Origin of the sequence: Pyramidobacter sp. YE332, from assembly GCF_033060595.1 — a bacterium.
In the GTDB taxonomy this organism is placed as follows: Bacteria; Synergistota; Synergistia; order Synergistales; family Dethiosulfovibrionaceae; genus Pyramidobacter.
Genome location: NZ_CP133038.1, coordinates 259,983 through 282,749 on the forward strand (window position 1 = coordinate 259,983; position 22,767 = coordinate 282,749).

The 22,767-nt window shown below is 64.2% G+C and carries 18 protein-coding genes; 6 read left to right on the forward strand and 12 right to left on the reverse strand.

The genetic code is table 11. The annotated features are described in order from the left end of the window. Positions 1-171 precede the first annotated feature (171 nt). From RAH42_RS01250 to RAH42_RS01265, 4 genes are all read right to left on the reverse strand, one after another. On the reverse strand, positions 172-1,119 hold the full coding sequence (locus tag RAH42_RS01250; RefSeq protein WP_078015296.1) for an ABC transporter ATP-binding protein: 948 nt from the start codon (positions 1,117-1,119) through the stop codon (positions 172-174). Next, positions 1,120-2,625: an iron ABC transporter permease gene (locus RAH42_RS01255; protein WP_317539777.1), complete on the reverse strand. Its 1,506-nt coding sequence runs from the start codon at positions 2,623-2,625 to the stop codon at positions 1,120-1,122. 102 nt (positions 2,626-2,727) lie between these two features. Continuing rightward, entirely contained in the window at positions 2,728-3,720 is a 993-nt protein-coding gene (locus tag RAH42_RS01260) for an ABC transporter substrate-binding protein (protein ID WP_317539778.1), read from the reverse strand. A gap of 55 nt (positions 3,721-3,775) precedes the next feature. Then, the gene (locus RAH42_RS01265) at positions 3,776-4,426 is read right to left on the reverse strand and encodes a PHP domain-containing protein (protein ID WP_168169958.1); all 651 of its coding nucleotides are present in this window, start codon (positions 4,424-4,426) and stop codon (positions 3,776-3,778) included. A gap of 225 nt (positions 4,427-4,651) precedes the next feature. Here RAH42_RS01265 and RAH42_RS01270 point away from each other — a divergent pair, with 225 nt between their 5' ends. From RAH42_RS01270 to RAH42_RS01280, 3 genes are all read left to right on the forward strand, one after another. Further along, complete coding sequence (locus tag RAH42_RS01270) at positions 4,652-5,929, forward strand: CapA family protein (protein WP_168169959.1); 1,278 nt, start codon at positions 4,652-4,654, stop codon at positions 5,927-5,929. Positions 5,930-6,060: 131 nt separating this feature from the next. Further along, a complete protein-coding gene (gene pepV, locus RAH42_RS01275; protein WP_317539779.1) occupies positions 6,061-7,488 on the forward strand; it encodes a dipeptidase PepV in 1,428 nt (475 codons plus the stop codon). Between the two features lie 503 nt (positions 7,489-7,991). Next, positions 7,992-10,124 carry a YadA-like family protein gene (locus RAH42_RS01280; protein ID WP_317540235.1) on the forward strand — a complete coding sequence of 711 codons (2,133 nt, stop codon included), beginning with the start codon at positions 7,992-7,994 and terminating at the stop codon, positions 10,122-10,124. A gap of 430 nt (positions 10,125-10,554) precedes the next feature. Here the strand turns inward: RAH42_RS01280 and RAH42_RS01285 are convergent, their stop codons facing one another. From RAH42_RS01285 to RAH42_RS01305, 5 genes are all read right to left on the reverse strand, one after another. Further along, positions 10,555-11,322 carry a 5-oxoprolinase subunit PxpA gene (locus RAH42_RS01285; protein WP_078015302.1) on the reverse strand — a complete coding sequence of 256 codons (768 nt, stop codon included), beginning with the start codon at positions 11,320-11,322 and terminating at the stop codon, positions 10,555-10,557. Positions 11,323-11,348: 26 nt separating this feature from the next. Beyond that, positions 11,349-12,410: a biotin-dependent carboxyltransferase family protein gene (locus RAH42_RS01290; protein WP_317539780.1), complete on the reverse strand. Its 1,062-nt coding sequence runs from the start codon at positions 12,408-12,410 to the stop codon at positions 11,349-11,351. Then, positions 12,407-13,138 carry a 5-oxoprolinase subunit PxpB gene (gene pxpB / locus RAH42_RS01295; RefSeq protein WP_078015304.1) on the reverse strand — a complete coding sequence of 244 codons (732 nt, stop codon included), beginning with the start codon at positions 13,136-13,138 and terminating at the stop codon, positions 12,407-12,409. Before pxpB ends, RAH42_RS01290 begins: the two co-directional genes overlap by 4 nt. A gap of 70 nt (positions 13,139-13,208) precedes the next feature. Beyond that, complete coding sequence (locus RAH42_RS01300; protein WP_078015305.1) at positions 13,209-14,414, reverse strand: NRAMP family divalent metal transporter; 1,206 nt, start codon at positions 14,412-14,414, stop codon at positions 13,209-13,211. A 103-nt stretch (positions 14,415-14,517) separates the two neighbouring features. Further along, a complete protein-coding gene (locus RAH42_RS01305; protein WP_240496088.1) occupies positions 14,518-15,432 on the reverse strand; it encodes a deoxyribonuclease IV in 915 nt (304 codons plus the stop codon). A gap of 95 nt (positions 15,433-15,527) precedes the next feature. Between RAH42_RS01305 and RAH42_RS01310 the strand changes: the two genes are divergently transcribed. After that, entirely contained in the window at positions 15,528-16,034 is a 507-nt protein-coding gene (locus RAH42_RS01310; protein WP_078015306.1) for a C-GCAxxG-C-C family protein, read from the forward strand. 24 nt (positions 16,035-16,058) lie between these two features. Continuing rightward, complete coding sequence (locus RAH42_RS01315) at positions 16,059-16,421, forward strand: cupin domain-containing protein (protein ID WP_078015307.1); 363 nt, start codon at positions 16,059-16,061, stop codon at positions 16,419-16,421. Between the two features lie 230 nt (positions 16,422-16,651). On the opposite strand, the gene queF is transcribed toward RAH42_RS01315, so the two are convergent. Continuing rightward, a complete protein-coding gene (gene queF / locus RAH42_RS01320; protein ID WP_078015308.1) occupies positions 16,652-17,143 on the reverse strand; it encodes a preQ(1) synthase in 492 nt (163 codons plus the stop codon). Further along, positions 17,140-17,643, reverse strand: a complete 504-nt coding sequence (locus tag RAH42_RS01325) for a QueT transporter family protein (RefSeq protein WP_078015309.1) — start codon at positions 17,641-17,643, stop codon at positions 17,140-17,142. The genes queF and RAH42_RS01325 overlap by 4 nt, the downstream gene beginning before the upstream one ends. A gap of 885 nt (positions 17,644-18,528) precedes the next feature. Here RAH42_RS01325 and RAH42_RS01330 point away from each other — a divergent pair. Further along, on the forward strand, positions 18,529-21,942 hold the full coding sequence (locus tag RAH42_RS01330; RefSeq protein ID WP_317539781.1) for a hypothetical protein: 3,414 nt from the start codon (positions 18,529-18,531) through the stop codon (positions 21,940-21,942). Here the strand turns inward: RAH42_RS01330 and RAH42_RS01335 are convergent. Further along, positions 21,926-22,716 (reverse strand): IS5 family transposase gene (locus tag RAH42_RS01335; RefSeq protein WP_317539161.1). Its coding sequence is split into 2 segments (ribosomal slippage): positions 21,926-22,345 and positions 22,348-22,716, totalling 789 coding nucleotides; the frame shifts between segments, so codons are not numbered across the junction. The genes RAH42_RS01330 and RAH42_RS01335 overlap by 17 nt on opposite strands. Between the last annotated feature and the right edge of the window lie 51 nt (positions 22,717-22,767).

The window sequence follows — 22,767 nt, forward strand, 5'->3', positions numbered from 1 at the left end:
CTTTTCAGCGTCGGGCAGCCGACGTGCGGCAAAGATTTTTACATTATAGAACTTTTGGGAGCGATTTCCATAAGATATATCAATTTCTGTCCCTTTTTCAACATTATGCGCATCTTACGAAAATATAAAAATGAAAAATCCGTTTAAAAGGAGCGACGGTTGAAGCGGTTTTTATTCGTCGTGATTCCGTGGCGGCAGGATCGCGAAGCGCACTTCGCCGCCGATCTCGCGCGCCGGTTCGGCGGCGCTGGGCATGGAGGCGCGCAGCGTCTGCCCCTGCCAGTCGATGATCCAGTCCGTCGAGGCGCCGAGGAACGCGCGCGAGACCAGCGTTCCGACCAGCGGACCGTCTTCCGCGATGGCGATCTGGTCGGGGCGGAGCAGCTCGCGCTTCCCTTCCAGGATCACGGGGAACGCGTCGCCGATAAAATCGGCGGCGAAATCGCTGCGCGGCGAAAAATAGACTTCTTCGGGCGTGCCCACCTGCATGAGCCGCCCTCCCTGCATCAGCGCCACGCGGTCGGAGATCGACAGCGCTTCCTCCTGGTCGTGCGTGACGTACAGCGCCGTGATGCCGAACGCCTTTTGCAGCGAACGGATCTCGGCGCGCATGCGCACGCGCAGCCGCGCGTCGAGACTCGAGAGCGGTTCGTCGAGCAGCAGCACCCGCGGGCTGAGGATCAGCGCCCGGGCGAGAGCCACGCGCTGCTGCTGGCCGCCCGACAGTTCCTGCACGCGCGCCCTTTGATAGCCGTCCAGACCGACGCGCTCCAACATTTCCGCCGCGCGCCGCAGCCGCTCCGCGCGGGGCGTTCCGCGCACGCGCAGGCCGTAGGCGACGTTTTCCTCCACGCTCAGGTGCGGAAACAGCGCGTGACTCTGAAACACGGTCGCCGTAGGACGTTTCTCCGGCGGCAGCGCCGAAACGTCGCGCCCGTCGAGCATGACGCGCCCCGAATCGGGAAACAGGAATCCGCCGGCGATCTGCAGCGTCGTCGTCTTGCCGCAGCCCGAAGGTCCCAGCAGCGTCAGCAGTTCGCTTTTTTCCAGCGCCAGCGTCAAACCGTCGAGAGCTTTCGCTTCGCCGTAACTGAACGACACGTTCTCGAATGAAAGCATTCAACCTCTCCTTTCGCTGATTTTCCAGGCCAGCGCGTTGACCGCCAAAATCGCCGCGATCAGCAGCGAGGCCATCGCCGAGGCGTCGCCGTACTTGCCGCTGTTGATCGACTCGAACAGCTCCACCGCCGCCACGCGCGCGTAGGGGCTGACCAGGAAGATGATCGGCCCCGTACTGGTCATGGCGGCGCTGAAAGCGTTGATGAACGACACCAGCATAAACGGACGCAGCAGCGGCAGTAGCATGTCGCGCAGCACGCGCCCCTGGCCGCCGCCGAGGTCGCGCACGGCCAGTTCCAGCTCGGGATTGATTTGAGCCAATCCCGCCTGCGCCGACCACGTCGACGGCGAAAGCTGGCGGAACAGGCAGTTCATGGCGATCAAAAAGCCGGCGGGAACCTCCCACGGTAGCGACGACGACACCAGCAGATAACCCACGCCGAAAAACGTTCCCGGCACGAGGTAGGGCAGTTCGATCAGCACGCGCGCGCCGCGCCGCAGCGCCTCGGGGGCGCGGTCCAGCAGCCGCGCCAGCGCCGCTCCCAGCACCGCGCCGCCCAGCCCCGCCGCAACGGAACAGGCCAGGCTGCGCGCGAAACCGTTGCCGCTGAAGTTCCACAGGCTGCGCAGATGCGCCGTCGTCAGCGTGAAGTCGGCTCCCCACGTCTTTGTGACGCTGCCGGCGAAGATCAGGCCGTAGACCGCCGTTTCCAGAGCGACGAACCCCCACGCCGCCGCTTCCGGCAGCCAGCCGGACGGGCCGCGCAGGCGCAGCGAGCGCGTTCCCGCCAGCCGCAGCGAAAAGTTCCGCCCGCGCGCCTCGCGCCGCACCGCCAACAGCAGCAGCGACGGCAGCACCAGCAGCGCGTTCATGGCGCAGGCCAGCGGGAAATCGCCGACGCCGATCAGCGTGTTGTACGCCTTCGACGCCAGCACCTGAAACCTCCCGCCCACGAACAGCGGCGTGCCGAAATCGGAGAGCGAGCGCACGAAGACCATCAGCGCCGCGGCGGCCAGCCCGGGACGCGCCAGCGGCAGGCTGACGCCCAGCAGCGTGCGCAGCGGCGAAGCGCCCAGATCGAGCGAGCCCCGCTCCAAAGCGCCGTCCACCTGATGGAACGACGCCGCCGCCAGCAGCGTGGCGACGCCCAGCTGCGACAGCGCTTCCATCATCACCACGCCGTGAAAGCCGTAGGGATTCCATTCCAGCCCCAGCAGCCGCCAGGTGATCAGCCCGCGGCGTCCGAAGAGCATCAGATACGACATCGAACCGACGAACGGCGGCGAGATCGTCGACAGCACCAGCACCGCCGTCAGCAGTTTGCGTCCCGCCGCCGCGCCGTACAGCAGCTTCACGGCCAGCAGCGACGCCAGCGGCAGCGTGACCGCCGTCACGGCGGCGGCCACGCCGAAGCTGTTCAGCACCAGCGGCCAGTTTTTTCCCAAAAGCCCGCGCCACGCCGAAAGCGACCACTGCCCGTCCGCCAGCAAACTTTCGCGCAGCACCGCCGCCACGGGCCACAGCGCAAAAAGGAGGACGCCGCCCCCGCCAGGAGCCAGAGTGCCAGCTCCGCGCCGGAGAGCGCGCGTCCTCTTCTTTGCGCCGGATTATTTGGAGCCAAAGCGCTCCTGCCAGGCGGCGAGCACGCGCTTGCGCTGCGCCCCGCCCTCGACCACGTCGGCCTTGACCAGGTTGGAATCGCGCATCGCCTGCACCGCGGGAGCCAGCTTCACGCCGGGACGGATCGGAGCCTGCGTGGTGTACTTGGCCAGCGTCTCCTGCCCCTTCGCCGACAGCACCCAGTCGATCAGCGCCTTGCCGGCCTCGGGATTGCGCGCGCCCTTGAACAGCGCCACGGGCGCGATGTACCACGGCACGCCGTCGGCCGGGAACGCCGTCTCGATCGTGTAGCCCTCGCCCTTCAGCTTTTCGCCGGTGTCGAACGGAGCCACGGCGATCGCCGCTTCGCCCGTACTGACCTTGTTGGCCGGCTCGGCGCCGCGTTTGGAGTAGTAGGGCACGTTGGCGTCGATGCCCTCGAGCAGCTTCCAGCCCTCTTCCTCTCCCTTCGCGGAGAGGATCGCCCAGACCATGGCGTAAAACGTGCCGCTCACGGCCGGCGTGGCCATCAGCACTTCGCCCTTGTAGACGGGGTCCGTCAGATCCTGCCAGCTGCGCGGCATGGGCAGGTTCTTCTTGGCCATGATCTCGCTGTTGACGACGAAGTCGACCGCGCCCAAAGAAATGCCGCTCCAATAGCCATCGGCGTTATAGAACATCGGGTCGTACGCGGCGCGTTCGGGCGACGCGTACGGTTCGAGGAACCCCTCGCCGGCCGCCGCCACGTAGCTGTCCAGACCGCCGCCGAACCACACGTCGGCCTGCGCCTTGCCCTTGGCCGCGCGCAGGCGGGTCAGGACCTCTCCCGACGACATGGCCAGATACTCCACTTCGATGCCCGTGTCCTTCGTGAACTCCTGAAGGATGCCGTCAACGCCCGTGTAGGCGATGAAGATGCTGAGTTTCTTCTCCTCGGCGCCGACGGCCGGGACCGCCAGCATCATCACAGCCGCCGCCAACGCTCCAAACTTTTTCGACATGCAGAGACCTCCTTAAACTGATACGCGCCGCTTGCCGCGGCGCGGAAAAACCGTTTTATCCCGCCAGGTGCGCGCGGCAGAACGCCTCCGCGTCGGTGAACTTCGCGCCGTCCCAGGCCAGCGGACGGCAGCGCCCGGCCCGCACGGCGCGGATCAGGTCGCGCTCGTCGCGCAGCTCGTCGGCGAATTCCGTCACGAACAGCCCGACCCGCTCGCGCCAATGCGCGTCGGCCGCTCCCAGCAAAGCGCGGCCGGAGGCGCGCGCCAGTTCCAGCGCGCGCAGGTTGGCGGCCGGGTCGGTGCTGCCGTTGAAACATTCCACGCCGTGCAGCCCCGGCAGCGTGCCGATCAGATCTTCGAGACCGCGGTTGTTGTCGCGGAACGGATGAGCCGCCGTCGCGCAGCCGCCGCAGGCCGCCACGCGCGCCATCAGTTCTTCCGGCGTGAGCGAAGCGGGCGGCGGCGCTTCGTCGAGGCCGAAACAGACCACGTCGCCTTTCGTCGTCAGCACCTCGACGCCGAGAAAAAGCGGAAAATCGAAATTCCTCCGCCATTCGGCGGCGACCTCTCGCGCGCCCAGCGTGTCGTGATCGGTGACGCAAAGCCCGTCGATGCCCATCTCCCGGGCGCGGGCGACCGCTTCGGCGATGGGCAGAAAGCTGTCCGGCGAGTACTCCGCCGTGTGCATGTGCGTATCCAGAATCATCGGGAATACACCTTTCGTTTGTCGATAACTGAAAATCATAATATAGTTAACCTTCTTGAAAGACGATTATCCCCCAAAGAAGGGCAAAGGTCAAGACGCGCCGAAACGGACAAGGGGCGGCAAAACGGCCGCGGGACGCGGGCGATTTCCCCCTTTCGCCGCCGCGGCAAAGATGCGACAATGGAGCGGATTTCAATCGGATTTTTTCGGGAGAGGACTTTTTTCATGAGAAGACCGCTGCTCGCGGCGCTGCTGGCCGCGTTTCTCTGCGGGACGGCGCGCGCGGGAGCGCCGCTTCCCGACGATTCGGCGTCGCTGTTCAGCGCCGACGCCGACGCCCTGCGTCCCCGGCGCGCCGCGCTGCTTTTCGTCGGCGACCTGATGGCCCACGCCCCGCAGCTGACGACGGCGCGGCGCAAAAAAGGCTACGACTTCGCGCCGTCGTTCGCGCGCGTCAAACCGCTGCTTTCCGCCGCCGACCTGGCCGTCGGCAACCTCGAGACCACGCTCGGCGGCGCCAAGCGCGGCTACACGGGCTACCCGTGCTTCAACACGCCCGACGAGTACGCCGACGCCCTCAAAGACGCCGGTTTCGACGCTCTGACCACGGCCAACAACCACTGCCTGGACCGCCGCGCCGCCGGGCTGTTCCGCACGCTGAAAGAGCTGCGCGGCCGCGGCTTCACGACCTTCGGCACGTACGCCGCCTCCGCCGACCGCGAGACCGTCGCCGTCGAGAACGTGAACGGCATCACAGTCGCCTTCCTGTCGTGGACCTACGGCACCAACGGCATCCCCGTGCCGGCCTCGCAGGACTGGGCGGTGGCGCGCGGCGCTTCGTGGGAAGAAGTCAGCGGCGACGTCGCCCGCGCCAAAGCGCTCAGGCCCGACTTCATCGTCGCCATGCCGCACATCGGCGTCGAATACGCGCTGACGCCGCCGCGCTTCGTCGTCGCCTTCGCCGAAAAGCTGCTGGAAGCCGGCGTCGGCGCGGTGATCGCCTCGCACCCGCACGTCGTGCAGCCGCTGGAACTGCGCGCCGCTTCGGGCGACCGCGCGCCGGCGCTGATCGCCTGGTCGATGGGCAACTTCATTTCCAACCAGCGCGCCAGGCCGCGCGACATGGGCGTGATCGCGCGCCTGACGCTGGAAAAAGAAAACGGCGTCACGCGTCTCGTCAGCGCCGACGCCATCCCCACCTGGGTGCAGACGCGCACGAAAAAAGGCGCCCGCGTCTCGCGCGTGCTGCCGCTGCTGGACGCACTCGCAAACGCCGAAACGCTGCAGATCTCCGCGGGCGACCTCAAGCGCCTGCGCGGCGCGCACGCCGATTTCACCGGGCGCGTGCTGGGGCGCGCCGTCCCGCTGGCAGAAGCCCAGCTGGCCTACGAACTGGAACCGTCCTCGCAGGATCGTTTTTCGACGGCCGCATTCGACGAAATCGCCCGCCGCGCCGCTGCAAAAAAACGCGGCGCGCGGAAGAAAAACGCGGTAAAACCGTGATTTTCGTTCATATTTTTTTCATATCCGCCTTTAAAACGACGAATTTCCGGCATTTCACGCAAGCGGAAACAAAAACGCCAGAGTACAATCGGTTCAGAAGAAAAAACTTTATTCGAGGAGGAATACCCGACATGAACATGGACAAGATCCGCGCCATCATCGACAAAGACCGGGACAGCCTGATCGGCACGATCCGCGAGCTCGTCGCCGTACCCAGCGTAGGCGGCGAAGCGCCGCAGCCCGGCGCCCCCTTCGGCCCCGGGCCGAAAGCCGCCCTCGACAAGTTCGTCGAGATCGGCGCGCGCCATGGCTTCCGCACTTGGGCTTTCGAAGATCAGGTCGGCATCGCCGAACTCGGCGACGAATCCCTGCCCGAAATGATCGCCGTGCTCGCCCACGTCGACGTCGTTCCCGCCGGCGACGGCTGGAGCTGCGACCCCTGGCGGGGCATGATCAAGGACGGCCTGCTCTACGGCCGCGGCGTCGCCGACGACAAAGGCCCCGCCATCAGCGCCATGTTCGCCATGAAAGCCCTGCGCGAGGCCGGCGTGCGGCTGAAACGCCGCGTGCGCCTGATCGTCGGCACCAACGAGGAACTGGGCAGCCGCGCCATCGACCGCTACGTCACATCCGGCCAGGAACTGCCCGTGGCCGGCTTCACCCCCGACGCCGAGTACCCGCTCATCAACGGCGAAAAGGGCAGCATCACGCCCAAATGCCGCGCCCCCTTCGCGCCCGACGGCGGCGACGTGCAGGTGCTCTCGATCGACGCCGGCGTCGCCTCCAACGCCGTGCCCTCCAAGGCCGTGGCCGTGCTCAAAGTCGCGCCCGCGGCCGAAGCGCGCCTCAGCCGCGTCGTCGAAGAGTTCGCCGCCCCCCGCGACGCCAAGCTGACCTGCGAAAAGAGCGCGTCCGGCGAATACACGCTGACCATGGACGGCCTGGCCTTTCACGGCTCGCGCCCGCAGTACGGCTCCAACGCCGCCGCCAACCTCGTCAAAGTGCTGCGTCTGCTCGGCGTCGGCGGCGAACAGGGCGCCTTCCTCGAAAAGATCGACGCGCTCGTGGGCACGCAGACCCGCGGCGAAAACCTCGGCGTCATGCTCTACGACGACGTATCCGGCTTCACCTCCCTCTGCTGGGGCCTGCTCAGGAGCGAAGGCGACAAGATCATGTTCACGCTCAACTACCGCTTCCCCGTCACCTTCGGGCGCGACCCCGTCTGCGCCAAGTTCGTCGAAGTTCTGCGCGGCCACGGCTTCGAAGTCGAGGCCGGCAGCGGCAGCCATCCCCTCTACATGCCCGAAGACAGCGACCTCGTCAAAAAGCTGATGAAAGTCTACCGGGACGAGACCGGCGACTGCGAGTCGAAGCCCATGTCCATCGGCGGCGGCACCTACGCCAAGGAAATGCCCAACATGCTCGCTTTCGGCAACCAGTTCCCCGGCGAGAACACTCACATCCACGAAGTCGACGAGCGGTGGAGCATCGAACACATCATGAAGAACACCAAAATCATGGCCGCCGCCATCGCCGCGCTGGCCGGCGTCGAAGAATAGCAAGAACCTCACACAAGAGGCGGAAGTTTTTTCTTTCGCCTCTTGCGTTTTTATCGGAACAAGAGAACGCACGTCCGACGATCACTGACTCGTCGGACGTTTTTTTATATGCAGTGCATAGTTAGTTTGTTAATTTGAGTTTTTTGAAAAACGGCAAAACCTTCGAAAAAAGATACATCCGAAACCGCTCGAGTCTTTACAGCGCAAGCACTTAGACCAAGCAGGCCAACAATATGCAAATTATTATATAATTTGATTTATACCATTGATGTTTAAGCATATATATGTTATTCATATCTTCATGCTAGGTAGGAGCGGTTTTGTGCGTGTCTTTGGCGCGCAACCACGGCTCCGATTTTTGTCTGAGGAGGATTTCTTCAATGGGATACCGGGCAACAGGGCATGGAAGACGCGGAACTGTATGTGAAACGTTTGAAAAACGGAAACTCCGCCGGGAAAAACACGCCGCGCCCTTTTTCAAAGGAGGCGCGCTGGTGGCCGTGATGCTGGGGCTGGCGCTTATGCAGCCCGCGACGACGTTCGCAGACACGATCCATTATTACAGCGTGAAGAGCGACAAGACCGGAGCGGGGAGCAACCACGACAACGACGGCGCCACGGGAGACGACTCTTTAGCCGTCGGCGTCAAGAGCAAAGCAGCCGGCAGAGCCAGCAGCGCCGTAGGCTATGGGAACGAAGTTTCCGGTAAATACGGCGTCGCTTTGGGGCGAGAGAACAAAGTCTTTGATCATGGCGAAAGCAGCAACGCTATCGGTTCTCGAAACGAGATCCACGGCAAGCTCAGCAACGCCATCGGCCGAGGGAACGCAATCACTGAAGATATCGAAAGCGGCACCGCCATTGGAATCTCGAATACGGTCTCCGGCACGTATGCCAACGCCGTAGGCTATCGAAACAAGGTTTTGGGCAAGTCGAGCAGCGCCGTAGGCTATTATAACGAGGCCACCGAAAATTCGAGCAATGCGTTCGGCTCCGACAATAAAGCATCCAAAATCATGAGCAGTGCTTTCGGCTCCAGCAACAATGCACTCGGTGACATGAGCAACGCCTTCGGAGCCTTTAACGCGGCGGTGGGCAGGCACAGCAGCGCTTTCGGCTCCAACAACAAGGTAGGGGGCGAGAGCAGCCATGCCTTCGGCGAAGGGAACATCGTTGGGAGCACCTCGAAGAACGTGCTGATCCTGGGGAATAACGTCAAAATCGGCGCTACGAGATACAGTTCCTCGCAAAACACGTTCGACGGGGAGAGCGACGTTTCCGGCGCGGTGGCGCTCGGCAACGAAGCGGGCGTCGCCGTGCAGGGCGGCGTGGCGCTGGGAGAAAAGTCCGTCGCTGACCGCGGCAAGGGAACCGTCGGCTATGACGCCTCCGGCGCGGATCACAGCAACGACACGGACGGCGTATGGAAAGCCACGGCTTCCGCCGTCTCCGTCGGCGCACCCGTTCGGGGAGCCGCCTCCGTCACCCGTCAGATCACGGGCGTCGCGGCCGGCAGCGCCGACACCGACGCCGTCAACGTCGCGCAGCTCAGGCAGATCGCAGCCGCGAGCGGAGCCGCCACTTACAGATTTACCCTCAGCGATTCCGCAACTCCCTCCGCGCACACGGTCACGCTCGGGCAGAACACGACGCCACCGGACATCAAGTTCGTCGGCACGGGCGGCATCACCGCTGCGGTCGCCGGCGGGGTCGTCACGATCGGGATCGATCCGGCCTCGCTCGGACAGCCCGGCACGTGGAATCTGCAAACCGACGGCGGCGCGTCCGTCCCCGTCGGCACGGGAAACACCGTCAAGTTCAAGAACGGCGACAACATCGAGATCACCCGCACCGATAGGGAAGTGACCGTCGCCGTCGCCAAGAATCCGACCTTCAAAGGCAAAGTGACGGCGAAAGAAGGCTTCGACGCCGCAGGCCACAAGGTCGAACGCGTCGGGGCGGGAGAAGTCAGCCAGGCCAGCGCCGACGCCGTCAACGGCTCGCAGCTTTGGGGCCTGACCGACAGGATCGCCGGATACCTCGGCGGCGGAGCGAAAGCCGGTGCTGACGGAACTCTTCTCCAGCCGACTTACAAAATCCGCGGCAGCGGCTATCACAGCGTCGGCGACGCGCTGAGCGCCGTGGACAGCGAACTCGGCAAACTCTACGGCAACTTCGGCAGCGTCTACGAACAGATGGGCGAGCTGAGAAGCGACGTCAAGAACGTCGGCGCGCTGAGCTCCGCGCTCTCCGCTTTGAAACCGATACAGTACGATCCCGTCAAACCCAGCCAGATCATGGCCGGATTCGGCAATTACCGCGACAAGTGGGCGCTGGCGCTGGGCGTGGCGCATTACGTCAGGGAAGACTTCATGGTCCACGCCGGCGTGTCCGTCTCCAACCACGGCGAATCGATGGCCAACGCCGGCCTGACCTGGAGGATCGGAAGCAGGGAAGACGCGGAAGCGATCCCGGCGCGCTACCGCAAAGGCCCGATCGGCAGCGTCTACGTGATGCAGAAGGAGAACGCCGAATTGCAGGCCCGGGTGGCCTCGCAGGCGCACGAGATCGCGGAGATGAAAGAACGCATGGCGGAACTGGAGCGCCTGCTGCGCGCTTCGGTCAAGTTCCGGTAAAAGCGGGAACAGAATCCGCCGCAAAGACGCGGAGCGAGGGCAAAAAACGCAGCTTATACTATTTCTCAATTAAAACGACGAACACAGAGGCGCTGCGGGGGAGATTCACAAAGCGAGCTGCGCAGCAGTCGAGCTCCTTCTGAGCGACTGAACTCCCACGCAGCGTTCTGCAAAATATACGAGTGCTTTTTATCAAGAAATAGTATTACACCGACGCTTCAGAGCGAAGAAGGAACGAGATCTACAGCACAAGAGGCGCGGCAGCCAGTTTATCGGCTGCCGCGCCTCTTGTCGTGGCCCCATTCCCAGGAAATATTTTTCATACGGTTTTTCGTCGAAAAGGACAAAGGGCTTGTGCCCTTTTTAGAGCGTCGAAGGCGCGTCGGAATTCTCGCGCGCCCTGCGGGAGCGCTTGTTTTCTATGCCGGCGCTAGACGATCTGCGCCAGCGGGGCGATCTCGATGCCGGCCTCGACGAGGCGTGCTCTCAGGGTCTGGGCCATCTGCACGGCCGTGGGCGAGTCGCCGTGCAGGCAGATGGAGTGGGGACGCAGCTTCACGATCGTGCCGTCGATCGCTTCGACGACGCCTTCTTTGACCATGCGGATCACGCGCGCGGCGGCGATTTCCGCGTCGCGCACGAAGGCGCCTTCCCTGCTGCGGGGCACGAGCGTGCCGTCGGGCATGTAGCCGCGGTCGGCGAAGGCTTCGGCGGCGTAGGGCAGGCCGATCTTCGCGGCCGCTTCGTCGAACTTCGAGCCGGCCAGCCCCATCAGGATCAGTCCGCCGGCGTCTTTCACGGCCTGCGCGAGGGCTTCGGCTTCCTCGATCTTCTTGGCGGCGCTGTTGTACATGGCGCCGTGGGGCTTGACGTGCTGGAGTTTCGTGCCCGCCGCCTCGCAGAAGGCGCGTAGCGCGCCGATCTGATAGAGCGTATAGGCGTAAAGCTCGTCGGGCGTGCAGGCCATGCTGCGCCGTCCGAAGCCGACCAGATCGGGATAGGCGGGATGGGCCCCCACGGCTACGCCCGCCGCTTTCGCCGCCGCTACGGTGGCGCGCATCACGCAGGCGTCGCCGGCGTGGAAGCCGCAGGCCACGTTCGCCGACGAGACGAAGGTGAGCACGTCGCCGTCGCGTCCCATCTTCCAGGCGCCGAAACTTTCCCCCAGATCGCTGTTCAGATCCACTCGATAGTTCATCGTTCATTCCTCCCCCAGATTTCGGATCAATCCAGACGTTCCCACGTCACGGCGTAATCTTTGCCTTCGACGTTCAGTTTCATCGCCCCCGACCGCGCCGGCTGCATTGACGGCGCGGTCTGCGGCTGCGCGGCGGCGTGCTGCACGAACAGCCGCAGCCGCTCGACTTTCGCCGCTTCGGCGCGCGACAGCTCGACGCCTTCGTCCTGGCTGAGCGGCGCGAAGCGCACCGTTTCGTCGGGCATTTTCTGCGCCAGGCGCGCCACGTCGAGCGCGTGCACGACGGCGATCTTCACGTAGCCGCCGGTGGTCTGGCGGTCGGCCATCATCACGATCGGCAGGCCGGAACCGGGCGCCTGCACGGCTCCCATGGGGATGCCGTCGGAGACGATATCGGGGCCCTTCGCGTGCTCGATGGCGCGGTCGCTTTCCAGACGGCAGCCCATGCGGTCGGCCGAGGTGGAAACGGCGTATTCGGTCTCGAAAAACGTTTTCAGCCCTGCGGGCGTGACGTAGGAGTCCTGCGGCCCCGGCACGGCGCGCAGCGGCGCATCCCCGTAGTCCGGCAGCAGCTCGGCCGGGCAGGCCGTGCCGACGATGTTGCGCCACAGCGACCACGGCGCGCCGGCGGACAGTTCGTCGCCGTCTTTCAGCTTGCGGCCCTCGAGGCCGCCGATCTTCGCTTTCATGTAGGTGCTGCGGCTGCCCATCACCGGCGGCACGTCGATGCCGCCGCCGACGCAGACGTAGGCGCGGCAGCCGCGTCCGTGCGGGGCGCCGAAGCCGAGCCGGTCGCCGTCTTTCACGGCGACGGCCGTCCACATCGGCAGGGGCGCGCCGTTCAGCTGCGGGCTCAGATCGCCGCCGGCGACGGCGACGCAGCCTTCGCCGGCGAAGCGGATCAGCGGCCCCATCACCGTCACTTCCAGCGCCGCCGCGCCGGGGGGATTGCCGAGCAGCAGATTGCCGCGCGTCAGCGCCGGCGCGTCCATCGCGCCGCTGACGGGCATGCCCAGCGCCTGATGGCCCCAGCGTCCCAGATCCTGCACGGTGGTCAGGGCGCCGGCGCGTTCGACGATCAGCTTCATGCGCTCGCCTCCCTTTCAGCGTATTCGATGCGGTACTCGCCGCTCTTGATCTGCTCCTGGATCTCCGCGTAGCGCGCGGCCGTCACCGGATAGAACTTCACCCACAGCCCCGACGTGATCGCCACGGCCGGATCGCGCCGCGGATCGTAAAGGTCGTAGGGGACGCGGCCGATGATGCGCCAGCCGCCGGGGCTGGCGATCGAATACGCGCCGGCCTGCGCGCCGCCGATGGCGACGCTGTTGGCGGGGATCAGCTCGCGCGGCGTTTTCAGGCGCGGCGTCGTCAGCGCCGGATCCATGCCGCCCAGATAGGGGAATCCCGGCGTGAAGCCGTTCATGTAACAGTAGAGCGGCGAATCGCAGTAGCGCTTCACCACTTCCTTTTCCGTCAGGCCGGTGTGCGCGGCGACCTCGCCCAGGTCGGGGCCGGACTCGCCGCCGAAAAGGACGGGCACGCGCACCTCGCGGCCGCCCGCCCGCTCCGCGGCGAAGGGCTTGGCCAGCTCGCTTTCGAGCCGCTCGCGCAGCGCCGGCAGATCGACCGTCAGCGGGTCGAAGTAGATCGACAGCGAGCGGTACGTCGGCACCAGCTCCCTCATGCCGCGAAATGGGTTTTCGTCAAGCGCCCGTGCCAGCGACTGCACGCGGCCGTTCACGGCCAGGTCGATCACCTCGCCGAAATCGACGAACAGACACGTCTCGCCGGCCGGCAGGATCTTCGCTTCCATGGGATCGCCTCCTTGCTGAAAAAATCTCCACGGGCCGGAGCGCGCTCCGGAGTTCTTTCGCCCTGCGCCGCTACGAGAAGATCTTCATGATGTTGGGCAGCGCCTTCACGCCCATCCACAGCGTGAAAGCGACCACGACCCAGCCGGCTCCCGTCAGCCACGTCGGATGACGGTACGCCGGGCCGACCACGTCTTTCTTGTACGCGCCGAGCAGGATCGAAGCCAGCGCCAGCGGCAGGATCAGGCCGTTGATCGAGCCGGCCACGATCAGCAGCGCCACCGGCCGGGCGATGAAAATGTTGATCGCCGTCGAGGCGCAGATAAAACCGATCATCCACCAGCGGTAGTTGCGGTCCACCGCGGCGAACAGCGAACGCAGGAACGACACGGAGGTGTAGGAGGCGCCGATCACCGAGGTCACGCCCGCGGCCCACAGCACCACGCCGAACATGCGGTAGCCGACCTCACCGGCTCCCTTGCGGAAGGCGTCGGCGGCGGGATTGGCCGCGTCGAGCACCACCGCCGGCTGGCCGGCCGCCACGTAAACCACGCCGAGCACGGCGAGGAACAGCAGGATGCGCATGATCGACGTGACGACGATGCCGTTCACGGCGCTCTTCGTCGCGTCGCGCACGTCGTGCACGCCCGCGTCGATGAGGCGATGCGCGCCCGAGAAGGAGATGTAGCCGCCCACCGTGCCGCCGATCAGCGTCAGGATGATCATCCAGTTGACCGTGCTCGGCATCACCGTCTCTTTCGCCGCCAGCGCTACCGGCGGCGCGGCCTTGAACGCCACGTAGAGCATCAGCGCGATCATCAGGAAGCCGAGCAGCTGCGTGAAGCGGTCCATCGCCTTGCCGAGATCCCTGTTGAGGAAGATGAAAACGGCGATCGCCGCGCTGACGGCCGCGCCGACCTGCACGTCGAGCCCGACCATCGTGTTCAGCCCCAGCGCCGCGCCGCCGACGTTGCCGACGTTGAACGCCAGGCCGCCGAGCGCTACGGCGAAGGCGAGCAGATAACCCAGGCCGGGAATGACCCGGTTGGCCACGTCCTGCGCGCGCAGCTTCGAGACGCAGATGATGCGCCAGATGTTGAGCTGCACCACCGCCGTCACCACGATCGTCACGGCGATGGCGAAAGCCGCCGAAGCCAAAAGCTGCTGCGTGAAGACCGTCGTCTGCGTCAAAAATCCCGGCCCGATGGCCGACGTCGCCATCAGAAACGCCGCGCCGAGAAGGACCTGCAAGGTGCTTTTTCCTTTGTTCTGATCCATGAATACGCCTCCTTTTTTTATTTGCGTTCGGATACGTTTTCATTATTTCATGATCGGCCGAGCGTTGTCAATCAGGCGCATTCATGTATTTAAAATACATTTTTTAAAAAGAACCCTCTCCCATCGGCCGTGCTCTCTTGGCCGCTTCGAAAAAACGATCGTTTCCCCGCCCCGTTTCCTTGTTCGCCGCGAACGCCCGCAGCCGCGCGATCTCGGCCGCCCAGCCGGAGAGGGAATCCTGCGGCGTTTCCAGGCACATGGGCAGTTCCGCCAGGGCCGGATGGACGACCAGCGCCGCGAAAGCGGCCAGGCCGAGGCTGCCCTTGCCGAGCTTCTCGTGGCGGTCCTTGCGGCTGCCGAACGGCGTCATGCTGTCGTTGAGGTGCAGGGCGCGCAGGCGCTTTAGCCCCACGATGCGGTCGAAACGGCCGAGCACGCCGTCGAGATCGCCGGCGATGTCGTAGCCGGCCGAATAGACGTGACAGGTGTCGAGGCACACGCCCATCTTCTCGGGACAGCTGACGCGGCTCAGGATCTCCGCCAGTTGTTCGAAATCACCGCCCACCTCGCTGCCTTTGCCCGACATGGTCTCCAGCAGCACGGCGGTGCGCTTCACCGCGGGCAAAATCTCGTTCAGCGCCGCCACGATCAGGTCGATGCCCTTTTCGCAGCCCTGGCCGACGTGGCTGCCGGGGTGGAAGTTGTACAGATTGCCCGGCAGCTGTTCGTCCAGACGTTTCAGGTCGTCGGCCATCGCCAGCAGCGCGAACTCGCGCACCTTCGCGTCGGCCGAGCAGGGATTGAGCGTGTAGGGGCCGTGGGCGATCAGCGGGCCGAAGCGATGCGCGGCCATGATGCTTTTCAGCGCCGCGGCGTCGTCGGGATCGGCGGCCCGCACCGCGCCGCCGCGGGGATTGCGCGTGAAGAACTGGAACGTGTCGGCGCCGATGGACAGGGCGTTTTCGCCCATCTTTCTGAATCCGCCGGCGACGGAAAGATGACAGCCGAAAAAAGGCATGGAAAGACCTCCTCAAATGACGCCCCGGGGAAACGGGGCCGTTTGTTGTATAATAAACTGAAATCTTTGGCACGATTTTAAGGGGGAAGAGGAAAATGCACGACGGTTCCAAGGAGTGTCAGTGCGGCGCGCGAGCCGGCGCGGACCGATGGCTGGAAAATCTTGACGCGCTCGTCGGGGAACTCAATGCGGATCAGCGTTTCTGCTGTTCCCAGACGGTGCTGGCCATCGGCATGAGGCGGCTGGGGATCGACGATCCCGATCTGCTCCGCGCCATGGAGGGATTCTGCGGCGGAGCCTGCGGCGGGACCTGCGGCGCGCTGGCGGGGGGCGCCGCGCTGATGGGGCTGTACCTCGGCAAGGGCACGGCGCGCGAGCCGCGCAGCGAAACGATCAGGCAGTACGTCAGAGAACTGACGGAGACGTTCCGCGCCTACTGGAAGGGCACGACCTGCGAAAGCATCGTCCACGGCGACGCCGAACTGCGCAGGCGCATCTGCCCGAACGTCATCGCCGGCGCCGTGGAGATGGTCTGGAGCATCCTCGGCGAGCACGGGCTCGACCTCGACCGGCGCAAGATCGACCGCATGCCGCGGCAATAAAACGGTGCGAAGGAGAGTGGGACAATGATCCGCAGAGGAACGGAAATCGCGTCATCCAGAGTCGAGAATTTCAAGGGCGGTACGGGCGCGCTGCTTTCGTGCGAGATCCTCGCTCCCGGCGAGATGGGCGGGCACGGCCGCAAGTTCGGGCTGACCACGCTCGAACCCGGCGCGTCGATCGGCACGCACGCCCACGCGGGCGATTCCGAGACCTATTATATCCTCAAAGGCTCGGCGCGCTACAACGACAACGGCACGTGGGTCGACGTCGCAGAAGGCGACATGATGCACTGCCCCGACGGCGAATCTCACGGCATCGCCAACAGCGGCGACGGCCCGCTGCAGTTCGTCGCCCTGATCCTCTACACCGAAACGAAAAAGCAGTGACCCGTCCAGGCGCAGCAAGGGCGTCCGCAGGAAAATTTCTCCTGCGGACGCCCTTGTTTTTTTGCCGCCACGCTTTGCAAAAGACGTTTCCCGCGAAAAGTCCCGCGTTCCACGTGGAACATTTTTTATAAACGGCCTCGGCAACTGCGATCGAACGACATGCGCCAAGACGGATTTCTTCTTTTTGTTGCGCTTTCGCGCTCCGTCGCGCGCGGCCGGCGCCGCCGCGCTCAGCGGTAGTTCACCAGCTCCGGCGACAGGTCGTGGAGGCGCAGGCGCTCCTCGGCCGTCTTCTCCCAGACCGTGCCCGGCTTGCCCCAGTTCGCGTACGGGTCGATGCTCAGCCCGCCGCGCGGCGTGAAGCGCCCCCAGACCTCGATGTACTTGGGCGACATCAGCCGCACCAGATCCTCCAGGATGACGTTCACGCAGTCCTCGTGAAAGTCGCCGTGGTTGCGGAAGCTGAACAGATACAGCTTGAGCGACTTGCTCTCCACCAGCCGCTCGTCGGGAACGTAACTGATCGTGATGTTGGCGAAGTCCGGCTGCCCCGTCATCGGGCACAGGCTCGTGAACTCCGGGCAGTTGAACTTGACGAAATAGTCGCGCCCCGGATGCTTGTTGGGAAACGATTCCAGCACCTCCGGCGCGTAATCGCTCCTGTAAGCCGTTTTATGCCCCAGCAGCGACAGATCCTTCATCTCTTCGGGCGTGCGCGTCATCTTCTCGGCTCCTTTGTGCGTTCCGTCAGGCCGAGGCGCTTTTTCAGCGCCGCCAGCAGCAGCCCCCCGAAAACGCCGGCGACCGCCTGCCCGATCAGCAGACTCGCCGCCAGAACGGAGTAGGGCAGATGCAGCAGATAACTCAGCCACAGCGGCACCCCCAGCCCCGGGATCAGCGTGATCGCCGCGGCGGCGATCCACGGCGCGCGCGGCGAACGGCGAAACGCCGCGACCGCGCCGCTGGTCAGCAGACCGACGAGAATGCCGCCGACCATGTCCAGCGGCCCCAGCCCCCCCATCAGCGCGTTGCTGAGAAAATTGGCGAACCCCAGCGGCAGCACCAGAAACGGGAAAACGCCGCTCAGCGCGTACAGCGACGTGGCGACGCGCACCTGATACTGCCCGAAGGCGAAGCTCCGCGTCGTCGTCATCACCACCACATACAGCGCCACGACCAGCGCCGAGACCGTCAGCTTGCGCGTCACCGTCAGTTCCTTCATCGAAAAAGATCCTCCGCGCCTTCCCGCGCCGCGAAAAGGCCGCAAAAAAAAAGGAGAGCCTCCCAGCTCCCCATCCGCCGCGCCGTAACGGCGCGTCGCGCCCGCCGCCCGGGGCGGAAAATTCCGCCCCGGACGCCGCGAACGCAGCCCGTAGTTTTGTTTAAAGACAGGATGGTCTCGAACTGTCTTGTTCGGTTGCGGAAAACATTGTAGCACAGAACTTCCCGCCGCACAAACGCTCCGGTCGGAGAAATGTATCGTGTATGATACGATAAGTCCGGTGTCTGAAGTGACTCGGGAAAAGATGAGATAGCGGGACTTTACACAATAAATTACGGCATCTGCCGCTCGATCGGAGGATGTCGGAGACATCGTTGCGACAAAAGACAGGCCGGCGGCAAACGTCGCGCCCCCGAACCGTTCGATCGGTCCGGGGGCGCGACGTTTGCCGCCGGCCCTTCGAAAAGGCGCGTGCGCCCTGCCGACGGCGGCGGGGGCGGCCCCTCTTGTTTCCTCGCTGAAATATCGCGCGGCAAATTTCGGGAGAAGATCCGCGGCGCGGGCCGGACGGAGTTCCGATGTTTTTCATGAAGTTTTCTGTTTTTAACGATGCTTTTCGGTAAATAAATTCTGAAAATGATTGTTGATTTTGACCGTTTCCGTCGGCATCCGCCGGCTCCGGCGCAGCAGCCGACGACCGCCGCGGAAGCCGCGGCGGCGCTGACCGCGGCGGAGGGGAGACCGATACATACAGTAAGTAATCTTTACGCGGGGGGCGTGTTAGTGTTGTCTAACGTGTTCAATGACCTACAGTATGCCGGCGCTGACACGCCGGCGCGCGGAAAGCGGGAACGTGCGTGAAAACTTGAAGGAGGTTCACGGAAGATGAATGACACAGTGCGCGTGAAGGAACTGCGGCGCCGCCGCCTCGGCAGGCGGTCGGCGCTGCTTCTGGCGCTGGCGGCGGGCGCGGCCGGGGCGGACGTCGGCCGCGCCGTCGTCGTGACCGGCGACCAGCTGAACGTCGGCGAAAACAACACGCTCGGCGCGGAAGCCTACGCCGTGATCGGCAAAGACGCCAAGGCGACGGGACGCCAGGCCATCGCCATGGGAACGGGCGCGGTCGCCAGCGGCGACCATGCCGTCGCCGTAGGGCAGGGCGCGACGGCCGATCACCATGCGTTCGCGCTCGGCAGCGGCGCGAACGCCTTCAGTTATTCCCTGGCGATCGGCAGAAACGCGACGACCGGCCAGCAGTATGCCCTCGCGATCGGCGAGGGCGCGAACGCCGGCGGGCGATATTCCCTTGCGATAGGAGGGAATGCGGCGGCCGCCGAGGACTCTATGGCGATCGGCAGGGGCGCGAACGCCAGCGCGGGCGAGACTCTCGCGATAGGAAAAGGAGCGACGACCGGCGCAGTACGTTCCCTCGCGTTCGGGAGCGGTTCGGAAGCCCTCGGCAACCAGTCCGCCGCGATCGGCACCAGCGCGAAAGCTCTGGGCCATGAAAGCGTCGCGATCGGGTATAAAGCGACGGCCATCTACAGCACCGCCGTTGCCTTAGGCGTCGGTGCGAAAGCCGAAGGCAATCATTCCTTCGCGATGGGTGGCGGAGCGACAACCAAAGGAGACGGGAGTGCCGCAATTGGTCCCGGCGCGGTCTCCGGCGGCGATGGTTCTCTCGCCGTGGGAAGCGGCGCAAAAACCGAGAGTTATGGGACCATTGCATTCGGAGTCGCGGCGACGAGCAGCGGCAGAGACTCCATCGCCATAGGCAGCGGGGCGAAAGCCGACGGAGGTCCCACTGTCACGGCGGCGGCTCTTGCGATTGGAAAAGACGCGAAGGCGAACGGCGTCGGAGCCGTCGCAATAGGATTGAGCGCCACGGCCAGCGACTCAAGTGCCATCGCCTTGGGAAGCAGCGCCACGGCCAGCGGCGCTCAATCTTTTGCCGCCGGGATGGAGACGCGCGCCAGCGGTCACCGCTCCGTCGCGCTGGGATTCCGGTCGGAAGCCAGCGGCGAGGGGGCCTTTTCCTTCGGAGTCGGTGCGGAGGCCGCAGGGCACAGTTCCATGGCGCTGGGGCGCTCCGCAAAAACCCGCGGCCACGATTCCGTGGCGATGGGACATTCTTCGATCGCTACCGGCGACGAGTCCACCGCGCTGGGGAATCTTTCGTGGGCGCAGGGGAAGAACTCCCTAGCGGCGTCGGGCGGAAGGACCGCCGCCGGCGCGGCCAACGCCTTTGCCGCGGGAAAGGACGCCGTGGCGGCGTTGTCGGGCAGCGCCGCCCTCGGCGACGGCGCCACGGCCAACACCGCCGCCCAAAAAGCCGCCTATCTGGCGGACGGCAGAGAGACCCCGGAGTGGAAATCCACGCGCAACGCCGTCGCCGTGGGCAACGGCGCGCCGTATACCTATACCTACACAGATCTGAACGGCGATGAGGTTACGATCGACCTTCCCGTCGTCACCCGCCAGATCACCGGCGTGGCCGGCGGCACGGAGGACACCGACGCCGTCAACGTGGCCCAGCTCAAAGTCGTGAAAGGGGAGCTCGACGTGCTCTCCGCCGAAGCGCTGCGGAGCTGGACGGCCCAGGTCGACGGCGCCGACGTGAAGGTCGTCGACAAGACCGACCCCGTCCTCAACTTCAAGACCGGCGACAACATCGTCCTCACGGATGACTCGGGCGCCATCAAGATCTCCACCAGCCTCACGCCCCACTTCGCCGGAGCGACCGTGGGCGCGGCCGCGGGCACGGCCAGGACCCGCCTCTACGACGGCTGGGCGGCCTTCGGCGGCATCTCCGTCAACGACGCCGCCGCAAGCAACACCGTCAAGGGTCTGAGCAACACCGCGCTCGATGCCGGCTGGGGCGAAAGCGCCCGCGCCGGACAGGCGGCGACCGAAGCGCAATTGAAGATCGTGGACGGCAAAGCCGAACAGAACGCCGTCGCCATCGCCGGCCTGACCGGCACGGTGAACGGGTACACCGCCGACATCTCGAAACTGCAAGGCGGCTTCACCGTCAGCAACGAAGCGGGAACGAAACAGGCCATCACCCTCGGCGGCGCGACGAAGAAGAACGTCAAGTTCGCCGGCGAAGCGGGCAAGATCGCCGTGACCGTGACCGCCGACGGGAGCGACGGCGCGAAAGTGACTGTGTCGGCCGACCCAAACCTCGGGACCAGCCTCAACATCGCCAGCAATTCGGCCATCACCAGCCTGAACAGCGCCGTGAACAGCCACACCAGCGACATCACCGCGCTCAAAGGCGGCTTCGACCTCAAAGCCGGCAGCACGACGAACAACGTGCAGCTGGGCGGAACTTCGGTTCCGACCGTGGAATTCGCGACGACCGACGACACCATGACCGTCGGCCTGACCGGCACCAAAGTCACCTACGGCATCGACGCGAGCAAACTCGCCCAGAACATCGCCGGCGACGTCATCACCAACATCAACAACGCGACCGCGACCCCGATCACCAACATCAGCGCCAAGTTCGGCGTGACCGCGGAAACCGGCGCGAAGAAGACCGTGACCCTGGCCAAAGATACCGAACCGACGGTGAAATTCGAAGGCGACGGCGCCTACATCAAATCCGCGATGACCGCCGACGGCGTCAAATACAGCCTCGACACCGCGGCCCTGACCGGCGCCATCGGCGGAACGGCGAACTGGACGATCAAGGACGCGGAAGCCGTACCGGGCAGCAAGTTGATCAACAGCGCCACTCCGCTCGTCGTCAAAGGCGAAAACGGCGTCACTACCAAAGTCGACGCGGGCGGCCTCACCATTGGCCTGGACGGTTCGACGCTGGGCAGCACCATCAACAACAGCTCCACCGTGATTAATAACGTCGAAGCCAAGTTCAAGATCGCCGACACCGGGACGGGAACGAAGACGATCACCGCGGACAAGACCGGAACGGAAACCATCAAGTTCGAAGGCGACGGCAACCTGATCGAATCCGAAGTCGGCACGGCTGGCGTGAAGTACAAAGTCAACACCGCCAACCTGAACACCGCCATCAACAACCAGATCGCCAGCAATACCACCGTGCAGAACCTCGCCGGCGGCTTCACCGTCAGCAACGAAGCCGGAACGAAACAGGACATCACCCTCGGTGGTGCGACCAAGAAGAACATCCAGTTCAAGGGCGAGACAAACAAGATCCTCGTCGAAGTTGCCAACGCCTCCGATGGCGCCACCGTCACCGTCAAAGCCGACCCGAATCTCGGAACTAGGGCTTGTTTAAAAAACATTTCAGCTTGTATTATTTCAATAAAATAACACTGGCAGCGACAAGAACAAAAGCGAAAAACGAAGCGTCAAGTTTGTCATAGCGGGTGAAAATTCTACGGAACCATTTGATTTTCTGAAAGAAACATTCAACCAAGTGTCGTTCCTTGTAAACATGCTCATCTATAAACCACGGTTCGGGATTATCGCTCTTCGGCGGGATAGTGTAACTTCCCTCCCGAGAAGTAATGTACTCTCTGATGGCTTGCGAACCGTAAGCCTTATCGCCGATGACGTTGCTCCCTCTGATTTCCGCTTGCCCGAGCAAGGACACGGCATGGCGGGAATCGTGGTCATTGCCGGGACTGAGCAGGAGCGCCAGCGGATTGCCTAAACCATCTACTATCGCATGAATTTTCGTATTCTTGCCGCCTCTGGACATGCCAATCGCTTGAGCCCCTTTTTTCCCCCTTCCGGGGTTTTCCCTCTCCCGTTGGCACTTTGATGTACTTTGCAGGACGTGGAGTCGATAGAGAGATTTTCCATGTCGGCATCAGCGCTTAGGGCGGCAAAGATCGCCTCGAATATTCCCCGCTGTTTCCACAGCCTGAAACGTGCGTAAACTGCCTGCCATTTGCCGTAACGCTCCGGAAGATCTCTCCATGGCGCTCCACTTCTGGCAAGCCACAGAATCCCATTGATGATCCTGCGGTTATCGTATTTTGCCGGGCGTCCACGTTGACCTGATTTCGGGTGTTCGGGCGGCAGCATTCTCTTGATTCGATTCCACTCGCTGGAGGTCAGTTCATATCTTCTCTCTTCCATGAGAAAAGTTTAAGCGATTGGATCGATTTAGGCAACTTTGACGTTTTTTAA